This window comes from Streptomyces sp. NPDC102441 (assembly GCF_044765585.1).
In the GTDB taxonomy this organism is placed as follows: Bacteria; Actinomycetota; Actinomycetes; order Streptomycetales; family Streptomycetaceae; genus Streptomyces.
The window spans coordinates 15524-29878 of record NZ_JBIWKH010000007.1; the positions used below are offsets into that span (position 1 = coordinate 15524).

Annotated in this window: 10 protein-coding genes and 1 pseudogene; 8 read left to right on the forward strand and 3 right to left on the reverse strand. The window is 67.5% G+C overall.

Translation table 11 applies throughout. From position 1 onward, the window contains the following. Nucleotides 1–38: 38 nt before the first annotated feature. The 6 genes from ACIREO_RS16525 to ACIREO_RS16550 all read left to right on the forward strand — a co-directional run bounded on the left by ACIREO_RS16525 (nt 39) and on the right by ACIREO_RS16550 (nt 8897). A complete protein-coding gene (locus ACIREO_RS16525) occupies nt 39–1034 on the forward strand; it encodes a LacI family DNA-binding transcriptional regulator (protein WP_404110038.1) in 996 nt (331 codons plus the stop codon). An 859-nt stretch (nt 1035–1893) separates the two neighbouring features. After that, the gene (locus tag ACIREO_RS16530) at nt 1894–3303 is read left to right on the forward strand and encodes a glycoside hydrolase family 43 protein (protein WP_404110041.1); all 1410 of its coding nucleotides are present in this window, start codon (nt 1894–1896) and stop codon (nt 3301–3303) included. Between the two features lie 204 nt (nt 3304–3507). Further along, entirely contained in the window at nt 3508–3954 is a 447-nt protein-coding gene (locus tag ACIREO_RS16535) for an AbfB domain-containing protein (protein ID WP_404110043.1), read from the forward strand. After that, nucleotides 3951–5495 carry a family 43 glycosylhydrolase gene (locus ACIREO_RS16540; RefSeq protein WP_404110045.1) on the forward strand — a complete coding sequence of 515 codons (1545 nt, stop codon included), beginning with the start codon at nt 3951–3953 and terminating at the stop codon, nt 5493–5495. Before ACIREO_RS16535 ends, ACIREO_RS16540 begins: the two co-directional genes overlap by 4 nt. A 347-nt stretch (nt 5496–5842) precedes the next feature. Next, nucleotides 5843–6904 carry a LacI family DNA-binding transcriptional regulator gene (locus tag ACIREO_RS16545; protein WP_404110048.1) on the forward strand — a complete coding sequence of 354 codons (1062 nt, stop codon included), beginning with the start codon at nt 5843–5845 and terminating at the stop codon, nt 6902–6904. A 391-nt stretch (nt 6905–7295) separates the two neighbouring features. After that, nucleotides 7296–8897 (forward strand): sigma-70 family RNA polymerase sigma factor, encoded by a 1602-nt coding sequence (locus ACIREO_RS16550; protein WP_404110051.1) that lies wholly within the window; start codon nt 7296–7298, stop codon nt 8895–8897. Nucleotides 8898–9137: 240 nt separating this feature from the next. Here ACIREO_RS16550 and ACIREO_RS16555 read toward each other — a convergent pair. Together ACIREO_RS16555 and ACIREO_RS16560 are read right to left on the reverse strand one after the other, a co-directional pair. Next, nucleotides 9138–9314: pseudogene (locus ACIREO_RS16555) on the reverse strand (IS1380 family transposase); the annotation flags it as partial. A 79-nt stretch (nt 9315–9393) separates the two neighbouring features. Then, entirely contained in the window at nt 9394–10017 is a 624-nt protein-coding gene (locus ACIREO_RS16560; protein WP_404110054.1) for a TetR/AcrR family transcriptional regulator, read from the reverse strand. A 123-nt stretch (nt 10018–10140) separates the two neighbouring features. On the opposite strand from ACIREO_RS16560, the gene ACIREO_RS16565 reads away from it, so the two are divergent. Next, nucleotides 10141–11592, forward strand: a complete 1452-nt coding sequence (locus tag ACIREO_RS16565; RefSeq protein WP_404110057.1) for an amidase — start codon at nt 10141–10143, stop codon at nt 11590–11592. A 443-nt stretch (nt 11593–12035) separates the two neighbouring features. Here the strand turns inward: ACIREO_RS16565 and ACIREO_RS16570 are convergent, their stop codons facing one another. Then, nucleotides 12036–13397: a peptidase C39 family protein gene (locus ACIREO_RS16570; RefSeq protein ID WP_404110060.1), complete on the reverse strand. Its 1362-nt coding sequence runs from the start codon at nt 13395–13397 to the stop codon at nt 12036–12038. Between the two features lie 184 nt (nt 13398–13581). Between ACIREO_RS16570 and ACIREO_RS16575 the strand changes: the two genes are divergently transcribed. Next, nucleotides 13582–14196, forward strand: coding sequence for a uridine kinase (locus tag ACIREO_RS16575; protein ID WP_404110063.1), 615 nt, complete (start codon nt 13582–13584; stop codon nt 14194–14196). Nucleotides 14197–14355: the final 159 nt, after the last annotated feature.

The window sequence follows — 14355 nt, forward strand, 5'->3', positions numbered from 1 at the left end:
ACCGGTCAAAGACGAGGCGGTACCACCAGGTGACGACCATGCTCGACGTCGCACGGCGCGCGGGCGTAACCAAGCAGACCGTCTCCAACGTGGTTCGCGGACGCCAGGTCGTCAGCCCCGCGACCCGCGCCAAAGTGGAAGCGGCGATCGCCGAGCTGGGATACACGCCCAACATGGTCGCCCGCAGTCTCGCCACCGGCACGACCATGACGGTGGGATTCATCGTGCCCACGATCGCCCACCCCTTCTACTCCGAGGTCGTCGAAGAGGTCGAGGATCTGCTGGAGGCGAACGACTACCATCTGTTGCTCGCCACCACACATGGGGATGAGGCGCGCGCCCTGCGGCAGTTGGCCGGTCTCTCCAGTCGATCGGTCGACGCCTTGCTCGTGGCCGGCGATTTCGACCTGGGCGAGTATGTGACGCCTCTTCGGGAGCAGGGCATTCCTGTCGCGCTGTGCGCATGGGAGGTGGATCCACCGGACTCTCTGCCTGTGGTCACCATCGACTACGAGAAGGCGGGCCATCTGGCCGGCCGCCACCTCCGCGAGCTCGGGCATGACAGAGTCGCGGTGATCGCCGACCTTCCGGCACACCGCATCCGCGTCGGCGGCGTGAGACGTGCTCTCGCGGCCGACGGCATGTCTGTGCCCGAGGATTGGGTCTTCTCCGCTCCCGAGGCCTCGACGGAGTCTGGTTACGAGGCGGGTGAGCGTGCTGTGCCGCTGTTGCGAAGCGCCGGAATCACGGCTGTGTTCGCCTCTACCGACGCCATCGCACTCGGCGTTATGCAGGCGCTGCGCGACCACGGGCTCAGAATTCCCCAGGATGTCTCGGTCGTCGGCATCGACGACATCCCGCAGTCGGCCCATGCTCACCCCTCCCTGACCACTGTGGCCCTTCCGAAGCGGCAGATGGCCCGGGAGGCCACCGGCCTTCTCCTCCGTCGTATCGCCCAACCACAACCCGACGTTCCCTCCCTGACCCTGCTCCACCCGGAGGTTGTCATCCGAGCGAGCTCCGGACCGGCGTGAACTCGACGTCACCGTCGAAACGCCGGGGCAAATCGCTGCGGCCCGCGCCGGGTGTCCTCAACGAGACAGCGGTCTTCCAGTCGCCCTCACCGGAACGGCTGCGGTAACGGTGGAGCGGGCGGTGTGAGCCATGCATGTTCCTCTCGCAACTGTGCGCCACACCAAGTGCAGTTGACCGGTGTCAGTGGCAGCAGTGATTGCTGTCGATGGCACAGAAGAGCAGCCGAGCTCCTGTCGCAGGTGTGACCGGCGCATGGACCGTCGGCAGGACTGGAGCGAGCTCCATTGTGAGCGCTCACATACGCCGAACTCAAGACCTTTGCGCTGATTATCCGGCTCGAATCGGCCGGACCATGGCTGCATCCCCAGACATTCGGGGCCGACAGCGAGCTGCCGCGGACTTGCCGGATGCGGCCGTCGCCAGTGTCGCGACGGCCGCCCCGTCCACGACCTGCCACCGGCGAAAGCCCCGCATCACACGAGTCTCGGACCTTCACGCCCTACCCCGGCCACCGCCGAGTCCCCTACGACCTGCGGCCCTTCACCTTCCCGGCGCGCTCGACCGGCCGGACGTCGCACCGCCTCCGGCCTGGACAGCACGCCGGCACCTGTGGCACACCTGGATCCCACTCAACTCCACGTGCTGCGCGCGGTATTGACACCTTCTTTGTGAGCGTTAACAATCCTGAACGCGCGGTTCTTCGACTGTTCATCCCGTGCTACCGATCGTCCAGTGTCTGTCGGCACCCGACCACCCGACGCCGGAGTCTGCATACCCCGGCGGTCTCAACCCCCGAGGCGCCGACATGCGCTGCGGAGACCGCCCCCCTTCCCCACCCCTACGAAGCGAAGGGTCCCCATGCCTCCCCAGCGTTCCTCCCCGAAAGGCCTGCTGCTGGCCGTCCCAGGGCTGGTCGGCGTATTGCTGGCTGCACTCATCCTTCTGCCTGCACCCCGCGCCCAGGCCGCCGCGACCGCCTACGGCGGCTACGCCATGGCCTACTTCACCGAGTCCAACCAAGGGTCCGGCAACAACTACGCCCTGCATCTCGCAGTGAGCACCGACGGGCTCCAGTGGGCGCCTCTCAACCAGAACGCCCCCGTCGTCACTCCCACCGCCGGCACGAAGGGACTGCGCGACCCCTTCATCCTGCGCAAGCAGGACGGGACCTTCACCATCCTGGCCACCGACCTCAACGGCACGAACTGGGGCGAGACAAACCAGTACATCCACGTGTGGGACTCGACCGACTTGACGTCCTTCACCAACTACCGGCGTCTCAAGGTGCACTCGCTGCCGGCCACCCACGCATGGGCACCTGAAGCATTCTGGGACCCCGCTCGCAAGCAGTACGCGATCATCTACTCCGCCCACAACGGCACTCGTGACGTCATCATGGCGAACTACACCACCGACTTCACGAATCTCAGCAGCGCCGAGACCTACTTCGACCCTGGATTCGGCATCATCGACGCGGATGTCGTCGTCGGGGTCAACGGCACGAACTACCTCTACTACAAGCGCAACAACGAGCTCTACGGCGCCAAGTCCACCTCACTCGGGCCCGGCGCGTTCAACAACGGCACCTACACGGGTCCGATCGCGCACGGCGGCACCGAGGCTCCCGTTCTGGTCAAGTCGCTGACCGGCAACACCTGGCACCTGTGGGGCGACACATACACGCCCAACGGCGTCTTCTACGCCTGGCAGACCAGTGACCTCGCCACCGGCAACTGGACGCCCGTGGACCAGCGGACCTACACGCAGCCGCTGAACTCCAAGCACGCCGGGATCATCCCCATCACCACGGCTGAGCTCAATGGCCTCAAGTCGGCCTGGGGCACACCCAGCTGGAACCGACTGAAGTCGTACAACCACCCCGACCGGTATGTGCGCCACAGCAACTACGAAGCCCGCATCGACGCCTACCCCTTCGACCCCTACCTCGACTCGCAGTGGAAGATCGTGCCTGGTCTGGCCGACAGCGCGGGAGTCTCCTTCGAGTCCGTCAACTACCCCGGGCGCTTCCTGCGCCACAGCAACTACTCCGTCGTGCTGCACACGGACGACGGGAGCGCCGGCTTCGCCGCGGATGCCACCTTCTATCCCACGGCGGGGCTGGGTGACGCGGCGGCCGTCTCCTACCGCTCGTACAACTACCCGACCCGCTATCTGCGTCACAGCGACTACCAGCTGCGCATAGATCCTGTCTCGTCGTCCTCCCCCGCCACCGACCGCCAGGACGCGACCTTCCTGCTCACCAGCTGAGCCCCTGTGCGCCGGCCTGCGCGACAACGCACGCGGGCCGGCGCACGCCGTCACCGCGATCGGCAGCGCGTGGGCACCGGAGTGGCTCGCCGACGACGACGGCACGGTCAGCATCGTCGTCTCGCTCCATCTCACCAGCGAGAACGCGGGAACTCCCCCCTGCTCTCGGGAACAGTCAAACACTTCAGCATCATCAAGGAGTCCGTGAGCGGTGGCACGAGCCTTCCCACCGACTCGCCGCTATCGCTTCGCTCGGCGAACTACCCCGGTCGCTCCCTCACCATCCGCGACGGACTGCTCCACCTGGACACCGTGGACACTTCCAGCAACGCTTCCCTCAGAGCCGCAGTAACCCTCACCGTCGTACCCGGCCTCGCCGGCCCGGCCGGGTACTCACTGCCTGCGGCCGACGACCGCTACCTGCGCCACCGAGCCTTCGGACTGTGGGTCGACCCGCACGAGAACAGCGACGTCTACCGGTCCGACCGCTCCTTCGAGTCCATCGACCCTGGGCGTGACCCGCTCCGACCGGCATCACAGCATCCGACAGCCAGGGGCCAGAACCGTGACAGCGGACCGCTGTCGGGTGTCAGCGTCCATCGGCCCATCGCGCTGCCGACCGCCAACCCGTCCGAAAGGAAGCGCACATGAGGACCGCAACACCTCCCGAACCGTCGCGCCGGCTCCGTCGGCCACCATCAGGCGTCACCATCCGGCTCAAAGCGCTGCTCGCCGCGTTCGTGGTCATCGCTTCCTGCCTGGCAGGCGTCATGACCGACGGTGAACCTGCGCAGGCAGCACCGAAGTCGCAGGCTGCACCGGCGACGTTCACGAACCCGCTCAACAGCATGGGCCCGGACCCTTGGATGACGTACTACAAGGGCAATTACTACATGATGGCCACCCCATGGAACGCACCGCTCACCATGCGGAAAGCGCCCACGATCGCGGCGCTCAAAAAGGCGGCGCCCGTGCCGGTGTTCAACGACTTCCCGGCAGACCGTTGCTGCAGCGTCTGGGCTCCGGAGTTCCACCTGCTGAACGGCCCCAACGGGCCCCGGTGGTACATCTACTACTCCGCCGGGGACGGCAGCATGGAGACACAACGAGTGCACGTGCTGGAGAGCTCGGGCACTGATCCGCTCGGCCCCTACACCTACAAGGGAATGGTGTTCGGTTCCGAGGACTGGTGGGGCATCGACGGCAGCGTCGTCAACATCAACAACCAGCTGTACCTGCTCTGGTCCGGTGTATCGACGCCCAAGTGGGCAGGCTCGGACCCTCAGATCTATATAGCTCGCATGAGTAACCCGTGGACCGTCAGTGGCAGCCGCACGGCGATCTCCACACCCACCTACGACTGGGAGAAGTCAGGCGTACCCATGAACGAAGGGCCAGAGGCTCTTCAACACGACGGCAAGACATTCATCACCTACTCCGCGAGCGCCTGTTCGGGACCGGACTACAAGCTGGGCCTGCTGACCTACTCCGGAGGGGACGTGCTGAGCGCCGGCTCCTGGGCCAAGAGCGCGGAGCCCGTCTTCCAGCGCAGCGACGCCAACGGTGTCTTCGGTCCTGGCCACAACGGCTTCTTCACATCACCCGATGGCACCGAGAACTGGATCGTCTACCACGCGAACGCGGCGTCGGACCAGGGCTGCGGCGGCACACGAAGCACCCGGATCCAGAAGTTCACCTGGAACGCGGACGGGACGCCCGACTTCGGGACACCGGCAGCGAGCGGCACCGCTCTGGAGGTCCCGTCCGGTGAGCCCACGGTGACCTATCAGAGAATTACCAACCGGGGTAGCGGAAAGGTCATCGACGTTCAAGCCCCCAACACCGACAACCGAACGCCCATCGGGCAGTACGGGTGGAACGGGGCGGCCTGGCAGCAGTGGCGAACGGTGGACTCCGGAAACGGCTACACCAGCCTGGAAAGCCTCAACAGCGGGAAATGCCTCGACGTACTCGACTTCTCCACGGCCGATGGCGCGTCGGTCATTCAATGGCCCTGCCACGGGGGAGCGAACCAGCAGTTCCAGTGGGTCCCGGTCGGTGACCACTACCAGCTGAAGAATCGCCACAGCGGGAAATGCCTCACCGTTGTCGGGGGGTCGACTGCTGACGGCGCGCGCCTGGAACAGCGCACCTGCGGTTCAGGTGCCGGCTTCGAGTGGTCCCGGCAGTAGCGAAAGAGTCCCACTCCCCCCTCCGCCGAGGTCCGGCCGCACCCCGGGAAACATGAGAGGCCGCTCGAACGACACCTCACAGGCGACGTAGGCCTGGACCGGTGGAGCACCAGCTGTGCCGCAGCAACCGGGAGATTCCCAACCGCTGCGGCACAGCGTTACGTCTGCCAGGCCGCAGCCGCCCTCGACGCAGTCACCCGGGAGCCGGACAGCGGGCCAGGCTTCACCGCTCACAGCACACGGACGCCTGCCACTGCATGACGCGCGTCCCGGACCGACGGCAGCACGCCCCAGATGGCGCATGCTAAGAGTAGCTTGGGGGATCAGTTTCAAGAGAAGGGCACGGCATGGCCCGGTCGACAGACGCTGCCAGAGCACCCACCATGGCGGACGTCGCACGCGTGGCAGGCGTGTCCCACCAGACAGTCTCGCGCGTGCTCAGCGAGCATGCGAACGTGAGCGACAAGACTCGCGCCCAGGTGACCGAAGCCATCAAGCGTCTCGGATACCGCCGCAATTCAGCGGCCCGCGCGCTTGCCACCCGCCGCACGCACACTCTGGGCGTCATCGCCGTCAATACCACCCTCCACGGACCGGCGAGCACTCTTGCCGGCGTGCAGGAGGCGGCACGTGACCGCGGCTATCTCGTCTCGGCAGTCGCCCTCCGCGTAGCCAACCAGGCGGCGCTGACCGGGGCGATGGAGCATCTCACTGCCTGGGGAGTCGAAGGAGTCATCGCGATCACACCTCAGCGCGAGGCGGTCCACGCACTGACGGCCCTTCAGCCGCCCTGCCCAGTAGTGACGGTGGAGGGCGGTCACGACCTCGACCTCCCCGGAGTCTCCCTCGACCAGAGCTTCGGCGCCCGCATGATCACCGAACATCTGCTTGCCGCGGGGCACTCCACGGTGTGGCACGTCGCAGGTCCTCCGGACTGGCTGGAGAGTGAGGCGCGCACCGCAGGCTGGGAGATCGCGCTTCGCGAAGCCGGGGCGGAGGTTCCCCCACTGCTGCGAGGCGACTGGAGTCCCCTGTCGGGTTATCACGCCGGCCAGCAAATCGCTGGGCGTGTCGCCTTGTCCCCCAAGCGCCGTGCGGGTCTCACGGCAGTCTTCGTGGCGAACGATCAGATGGCTCTGGGAGTGCTGCGGGCGCTGCGAGAGGCCGGGGTTCGCACCCCGGAGGATGTCGCCGTGGCGGGTTTCGACGACATCCCCGAAGCCGAGTTCTTCGCGCCACCGCTCACCACCGTTCGGCAGGATTTCGCCGCGCTCGGGCGAAGCAGCATCGGGCTTCTCCTGGAACACATCGAGGGGACCGCATCCGGTGCGACGCACCTCACCATTGCACCGGAACTCATCGTGCGTGCCAGTACGGCCCGACGACTGGAGCCGCCGTCGTTCCCTTGAATCGCACCCGGACTGGCGGTCGACCGGTACGCAGCCGCTGAAGACCGCTGCGTGAGTGGTGCCCGGACAGACGCGGCCCGGGCTCGAGTCGATCCTCGGCTCGTCACGCCGCACCATCGCCACCGCCACGCCAACGGCTCCTGCCGACCTCGGCAGGCCCCATCGGCGTACCGCCTGGTGGTCGTTGCCCTGAGCCACTGGTTCGGCACCTCCTCGTTGTATCGTCCTCGCGCGCGCCATGAACAGGAGACTGCGCACGTGACCTCAGGTCACAGAAAATGACGCACCAAAGATGTGACTTAGGTCACTGGGTGGAAGTCGACGCAGATGCGGCCACGTCAACTCGGCACCCCATGCGGCAGCTGCGGCGACAGAGAACGAGGTGGGGCGCATGCGCTCGAAGGACATCCATGATCGACCCGACATATCAGTCGTCCTGTCAGCGCGCGAGGGCGACCCTCAAGGGTTGGAGGAACTCGTCGAGGGTTACCTGCCACTGGTCTACAACGTCGTCGGGCGCGCCATGGACGGGCACCCCGACGTCGACGACGTGGTCCAGGAGACGGTGCTGCGCGTCGTGGACAAGCTGTCCTCGTTGCGAGAACCCGAACGCTTCCGGTCATGGTTGATCGCCATCGCTGTGCGACAGGTACGCGACTGGCGCCACCGCAACCAAGCAGGTCCACAGCTGGGCTTGTACGAGGACGCCGTCCACCGAGCCGACCCGCTGGCCGACTTCACCGACGTCACTGTTCTCCGTCTGGAGCTTGCCGGACAGCGGCTGGAGGCCGCGGAGGCCACGCGCTGGCTGGAGGACGAGGACCGGGAGATCCTCTCGCTGTGGTGGCTGGAGGCGGCCGGCCAGCTCACCCGAGCCGAACTGGCGGCAGCCAGCGAACTGCCGCCCCGTCACGCCACTGTCCGAGTACAGCGGGTGAAGGAACGGCTGGAAGCCGCGCGCTCGATCCTGCGGGCCCTGGCAGCTTCACCGCGCTGCTCCGACCTGGCGGCTCTGCTGCCCCCCTGGGACGGAAGCCCGAACGCGCTCTGGCGCAAGCGTCTCCATCGTCACGTCCGCGACTGCCCCCGGTGCAGTCTTGCTTCTTCCGCCCTCATGCCTGTCGAGGGCCTGCTCGGAGGTCTGGCCCTCGTCCCACTACCGGTCGGCCTGACCGCGGCCGTCCTGCATACAGCGTTGTCTGCGCCGTCGAAGGCGACTGCAACCAGTGCACAGGCAGGCACGCGTGGCCCGGTGACCGGTGGTACAGCGCGAGCTCCTCGAACGCTGGCCAGACTCGTGGCCGGCCCTGCTGGCGCAGCAACCGCGGGAGGTGTTCTGCTGGTCGGCCTCGCAGCCTGGTATGTCACCGCGCAGAGTCACGGTCCCGATGCGTCGGCTCCGGCCACTCCGACGACATCCGTGACGGCGAATCCGGCCACTTCCCCTGCCCCGACTCCCACCCGCACCCCTACCTCGACTCCCACCCTCACGCCCACCTCTCCCTCGCCCGTCATATCGACGGCCGCCAGCACACTTCTGGGGAGCCACACCCTCCGGTCGATCTCCCACCCGGACAGATACGTTGCCCGGAGCAACGGGGTCGCCCTCGTCGCGCGAGTCGGCGCCGAAAGTCCTGCCTCCGCGCGTACCGATGCCACATTCACCGTCACCCCCGGGCTGGCCGACCGCCACTGCTTCTCGTTCAAGGACACAAATGGCGAGTACCTGCGACACTTCAACTTCCGGATCAGAAGAGACGCGAATGACGGAAGTCCCCTTTTCCAGGCGGACGCGACATTCTGCGTCCGCTCGGGCTCAGTCGAGGGATCGGTGTCCTTGGAATCTCACAACTACCCGGGCAGATACCTCCGTTGCCGCGACAACCTGGAGCTGTGGCTTGATCCCTCGGAGGAGACCGGTCGTTACCGGTCGAGCACATCCTTCGAAATCGCCGCACCTTGGGCAGTGCCTGATTCTGAACCGCGCAATTAGTGAGGGTACGGATTGGCTACGTCACTGCGCAGCCAATCATCGTATCCCTGAGTCCGGTGGACACCGACGATTCGGTCAAGCCTCGAAGTTTCATGACGGTCCGCCGAAGGAGCCGGTGGACCGTTTTCGTGCCGTGGGCTGAGGGTGGGCAGGCCGAGGGCCCGAGTGTCGTCTCGGGGTGGCGCCGGGTTCCAGTGCTCCCGTGTCGGGCTGCTGTCCTAGGGACGGGGAAATTGCTGGTCAGCCGGGGTTCGGTAGGAGCGCGAGCCGCTTGAGGGCGGCGGTTATGTGGCTGGTCCAGGGCCGGTGCCGGGCCAGGCGGAGGATCAGCCGGTGGCCGGTGGTGACGAACTGTCCGGCCGTGGTGAACAGACGGAGCCACAGACGGCGGGGCTCCCAGAGCCTGGCCTTAGAAGACGCTTTCCAGGTGAGCGGGCGCGCCAGGTCACACTCGCATGCCCACGTCGAGCGGTGGTCGGGCGGGCGGCGCGGGCGGTCAGTCAGCCGCCCTGTGTGCGCCGAGGTGGGAGCGGTGCCGGTCCACGATTCCCTCGACGATCTTCATCAGGCGGTCTCCCGTCTGATCGATGCTTCCGTTCTGTGTGGTGACCTGCGCCCCTTCGAGTACGAAGGTGATCTCGGCCGCGGCCTGCCCGGGGTCGGACATCTGCGCTTGGGTGCACATGCCGATCAGCCTGCGGGCCTGGTGGGCCTTGTGTTCCTCGATCACTTGCCGTGCCGGATGAAGGCGGTCGGGCAGCTCGGCGAGGGAGTTGATGAACGGACAGCCCCTGTATGAGATCGCCGGCAGCCCCTCGGCGATGAAGCGGGCCAGGCCCAGAATCTGCTCCTCGGGCCGGTCGGGGTATTCGGTTTCCACGCGGTCGAAGGCCGCCTGATAGTCCGCGGCGACGATCCGCAGCCACTCCGCGACCAGCGCGTCCTTGGTCTCGAAGTGCCGGTAGATCGCCATTTTGGTGGTCTCGGCCTTGTCGGCGATCGTCTGGACCCCGACCTGCCGGATCCCTTCCCTCTGGAAGAGCTCTTCGGCCGCGTCGAGAATGCGCTCACGAGGCGGCAGCTTCGCCACTCTGCTCGGCCTTCTGAGGGGCGATGCCATGACTACTCCGTCACTCCGGTCGATCGTGCGGTTCACAACCGCTCTCACGGTACCAGTTCGACCCCTTCGATACCGTACGGTATCGTCCGACACTCGACGGTATTGTTCTTGCAGGGAGCGGCAGTGAGAGTTTCTGAGTACGTGAGCTTCGACGCAGTCGGGCTGGCGGAGCTGGTGGCCAAGGGCGAGGTACTCCCCGCCGAGCTGGAGGCAGCCGCGCGCGAGGCCGTACAGGCAGTTGATCCGCGGATCAACGCCGTCGTGGAGACATGGCTGACCGACGACGAACCTGTCCCCGGCAGCACACCACTGGCCGGCGTCCCTTTTCTGATCAAAGACGTCGCGGTGGCCATGGCCGGGAGGCGGATGGAGCTGGGAAGCCGCCTGGCGGCCGGTAACGTCGCCGGCGCCGACTCCTCACTGATGCAGCGCTTCCGGCGCGCGGGCCTCGTGACGTTCGGGCGCACCGCGACGCCGGAGATGGCCTATGGAATCTCGACGGAATCAGCGTTGTACGGCGCGACCCGCAACCCGTGGGATCTGGAGCGCAGCGCGGGCGGATCCAGTGGAGGCGCGGCCGCCGCTGTCGCCGCCGGGGTGGTCCCGGTCGCCCATGGCACCGACGCCGCCGGATCGCTCCGTATCCCCGCCGCCTACAACGGCCTCTTCGGGATCAAGCCCACCCGTGGCCGGGTGTCCATGGGGCCCGACGTCGACGAGGTCTTCAACGGCCTGGCCGTGCACGGCAGCGTCAGCCGCACCGTACGCGACAGTGCGGTACTGCTCGACCAGATACGCGGCCCGGAGTCGGGCGACCCCTACTTCGCCCAGCAGCCGTCACGGGCGTACGCGGAAGAAGTCACCCGTCATCCGGGCTCGTTGCGAATCGGTGTCCTCGCCCAGGCGTGGGGCGGACGCCGCACTACCGCCCCGGTGACCGACGCCCTCTCCCGCACCGTGCGGTTGCTTGAATTCCTCGGCCACCATGTGGAGGAGGTTGAAGTCGACCTCGGCGCCGGCTGGGAGGAATTCGTCCTGGCCAGTGCTCGGCTCATGACGGTGAACCTCACCACCCTGGTCGACGGGCTGGCCGCCGCCTTCGGCCGTCCCATCGACTCCTCGACCCTTGAGCCGGCGACCCTCGCCGGCTACCACTACGGGCAGCGGGTCGGCGGCACGCAATTCCACACCGCCCTCGCGATGCGGAACCGAGTGGCCCGAAGCCTGGCGCGGTACTTCGACGCGTACGACATCCTCCTCTCGCCGACCCTGCCGGAGCCTCCCGTGTCTCTGGGCACTCATACGGAGGGTGCGGAGACACTGGACGGCCTCGGCTGGATCGAGCGCATCAATGACCTGTCGCCGTTCACCATGCCGTTCAACGTGGCAGGCACGCCCGCCATGTCCGTACCCGTGACGGCCGACGCCGGGACGGGGCTCCCGGTCGGTATGCAGTTCGCCGCCGGATACGGCCTCGAAGGCCGGCTCTTCCGCCTCGCCGGACAACTCGAACAGGCAAGTCCGTGGTCAGGCCGAATCCCCACGGTATGGGCAGGGAACCACCCAGCCCGCTGACCGAATGCGCCTGGCACGCCACAGAGAGGCATCGACGGATTCTTGCCGGTCACAGGACCCTCTCGCGGCGCACGGGACGGATGCCCTCAATGCCGAGGCGAAGCCGCGGGTATGCCGACCTCGACGTTCATTCAGACCTGAGCGGCCGTGACATCACAACGCATGAACAGAGACCCATTGAAGTCGTCCGGTCAGGTACCGCAGGGTGCGACTGGACAGGTCGATCGACGGCGGGCAGACACGAAGCTCCTGGCGGACGGTGGATCTTGGTCGTGAACCCGTCTACCAGGAGCTTCGTCGTTCCGTAGATCCGTCCAACACGCAACCGGTGCCGTCAGGTTGGCAAAGGCTCAAGGTCACCGTGGACCGGTACGGCCGCCTCACGCGGGACGGTCAGGAGCGCTGCCGTCAGGTCGTCGAGGCGGCCGTCGGTCCCTACCTGCTCAGGTCAGCCTGAGCGACCGCAGAACGCGGCGCTGGCTCGGTGCCGGGACAGCCGGCCAGTAGACATAGCAGACCCCGCCCGTACCGCCTCTGACCGCGCCGTTCGCGTCGTAGCGCTTCGTACGGAGCCAGATGTTCTCCCACTCACGCCGCCGGTAGACGCGGCGCACCGCGTCGTTGGACGGCGACGCGGGGTCGTTGGCGATCACGTCACCTTCGGCCGTGAAGCCGATGACCGTCATCAGATGACCGGAGGTCCCGTAACCCGCCCCTGTCAGCTCGCCCTCGAGGAACGACTGGGAGGTGATGACCGGGATGCCCGCGGCGACCAGCCTCTCCACGTCGGTCAGCGACCCCAGCCGAGTGACCACGGCGTTCATGTCCTGGTACGTCGCGGCGTAGGCGGCGTTGAAGGGCCAGTTGCCGCACCCCTCGTACTGGTGGTCGAAGGTGTAGCGGGCCGCGTGGCAGACCTGGGGGTCGGCGATGCCCGGCTTGACCCAGGCCAGGTCCTCGGGGGTGGGGATGCGGCCCCAGTACTCGACGATCATCTGCGAGGAGGTGGGGCTGCACCAGGCCTCGCCCCCGTTGTCGTACTCCGGGTACTCCCCCACATGGATGTTCTGCGAGTAGCGGGGCACCTCCAGCTCCCGGGCGGTGCCGGGTTCCGTGGCGGGGACGGTGAAGCGGTCGGGGATGTCCGAGGCCATGGCGCCGACCCGGTGGACCGTGGGTGTGAGGCCGGTCCCGGGGGCGCGGTGGAGGGTGAGCCTCAGACGGTAGGACACCAGCCGCAGCCCGCTCGCCGCGTCGTCCAGGGAGAGGGTGTCGGTCCAGACCGAGCTCCTGCCGTCGGTCTGGTCGTCCACGGAGGTGCGGCGGATGTCCGTGTCACCGGCGGCCCAGCGGCCCATCACGTACCAGGGCGTGTCCGTCCCGTCCGAATAGCTGCCGCGCAGCTCGATCTGGATCCAGGTGCCCTGGGGGGTGTGGGCGTTCCAGGAGGCGATCACCTCGGTGGCGGGGGTGGCGGAGCGGTGGACCGGGGAGGTCCAGGTGGCGTACTCCCAGGTGCTGGTCGTGCCGGTGTGCGGGTCGGTGTAGTCGGTGCTTCCGGCGGGAGCGGCGATCACCAGGCCCGGCCTGCGCCCGGCGACGGCGCCGGTCCCGGCGGACGAACCGCAGCGCCAGTCGGTGTACGTGGTCCAGAAGCGGTTGTCGACGAGCGAGGCTGCCACCGGTGATGAGGAGTTACGGGAGGGGGCGGCGTTCGCCGGGCCGGCGGAGGCCGCGGTGCCGGCCCCGGCCGCTGCCGCGAGCGCGGCGGTGAGCACGGTCCTGCGTGAAGTCGGTCTGGACATGGGCGAGACCCCCGGTCGTTGGCGGATTGGGGCTGCGGGTGCCGATCGGTGCGCCAACTATCGCGGGTCGAGGACGGATCCGGCCAGTGATTCGTCCCGTGCCGCGTCGGCAATATTGGTCTGGTCCACTGGCGTGACCTGGGCGGGACCGCGAGAGGGGCCCGGGCTCTCGTAGGGTGGAGAGATGAACGACCTGGCGGACCACGCGTGCCGGCTGCGCTCCCTGCCCCCGTCCTGCGGGCCGGTGCGGCTGATCGCGGTCGACGGGCACGCGGGGTCCGGGAAGAGCACCTTCGCCGACCGCCTGGCCATGTCACTCGGCGGCGCCCCCGTCCTGCGCCTGGACGATCTGGCGACGCATGAGGAGCTCTTCGCCTGGGCGGACAGGCTCCGGGCGCTGGTCCTGGACCCGCTCTCCCGGGGAGAGTCCGCGCGGTACGCCCCGTACGACTGGACGGCCCGGCGCTTCGGGCCGCTGAGGACGCTGGACCCCGCCCCCGTGATGCTGATCGAGGGGGTGGGGGCGGGGCGCGCCTCGGTGCGGCCGTTTCTCGCGGGACTGCTGTGGATCGAGGGGGACAGCGAGGCGTCCTGGGAGCAGGGCCGGCGCCGTGATGGTCCCGGACTCTCGGACTTCTGGGACGGCTGGACCGTCGCGGAGCGCCGCCATTTCGCCGCCGATCCCTCATTTCCCTTCGCGGATGCGGTGATACGGCGGATACCCCAGGGGTACAAGTGGCTGGAAGGCCCTCGCCCGACAGCGGGGACGAGTCAGATCATCACAGACAGTGAAGTTTGAGGGCGGCCGTACCGGCCGGTAGGAAAAAGCCCCGAAGGCGCCCCAACTCGGCTTGACCGAGGGGCCGTACAGGTCTTACGTTCTCAATGTGCGGCTTTTCGGAGCCCCCGCAGACGCGAAGCCCCCGGTTGTTCCCCCGTGATCGGGGGCTTCGTTCTG

Excerpts from the sequence above, each read along its gene's own strand:
- ACIREO_RS16545 (WP_404110048.1), top strand. The coding sequence starts at position 5,843 with ATGGCCCGGTCGACAGACGCTGCCAGAGCACCCACCATGGCGGACGTC.
- ACIREO_RS16530 (WP_404110041.1), top strand. The coding sequence starts at position 1,894 with ATGCCTCCCCAGCGTTCCTCCCCGAAAGGCCTGCTGCTGGCCGTCCCA.
- ACIREO_RS16570 (WP_404110060.1), bottom strand. The coding sequence starts at position 13,397 with ATGTCCAGACCGACTTCACGCAGGACCGTGCTCACCGCCGCGCTCGCG.
- ACIREO_RS16550 (WP_404110051.1), top strand. The coding sequence starts at position 7,296 with ATGCGCTCGAAGGACATCCATGATCGACCCGACATATCAGTCGTCCTG.
- ACIREO_RS16540 (WP_404110045.1), top strand. The coding sequence starts at position 3,951 with ATGAGGACCGCAACACCTCCCGAACCGTCGCGCCGGCTCCGTCGGCCA.
- ACIREO_RS16560 (WP_404110054.1), bottom strand. The coding sequence starts at position 10,017 with ATGGCATCGCCCCTCAGAAGGCCGAGCAGAGTGGCGAAGCTGCCGCCT.
- ACIREO_RS16525 (WP_404110038.1), top strand. The coding sequence starts at position 39 with ATGCTCGACGTCGCACGGCGCGCGGGCGTAACCAAGCAGACCGTCTCC.
- ACIREO_RS16575 (WP_404110063.1), top strand. The coding sequence starts at position 13,582 with ATGAACGACCTGGCGGACCACGCGTGCCGGCTGCGCTCCCTGCCCCCG.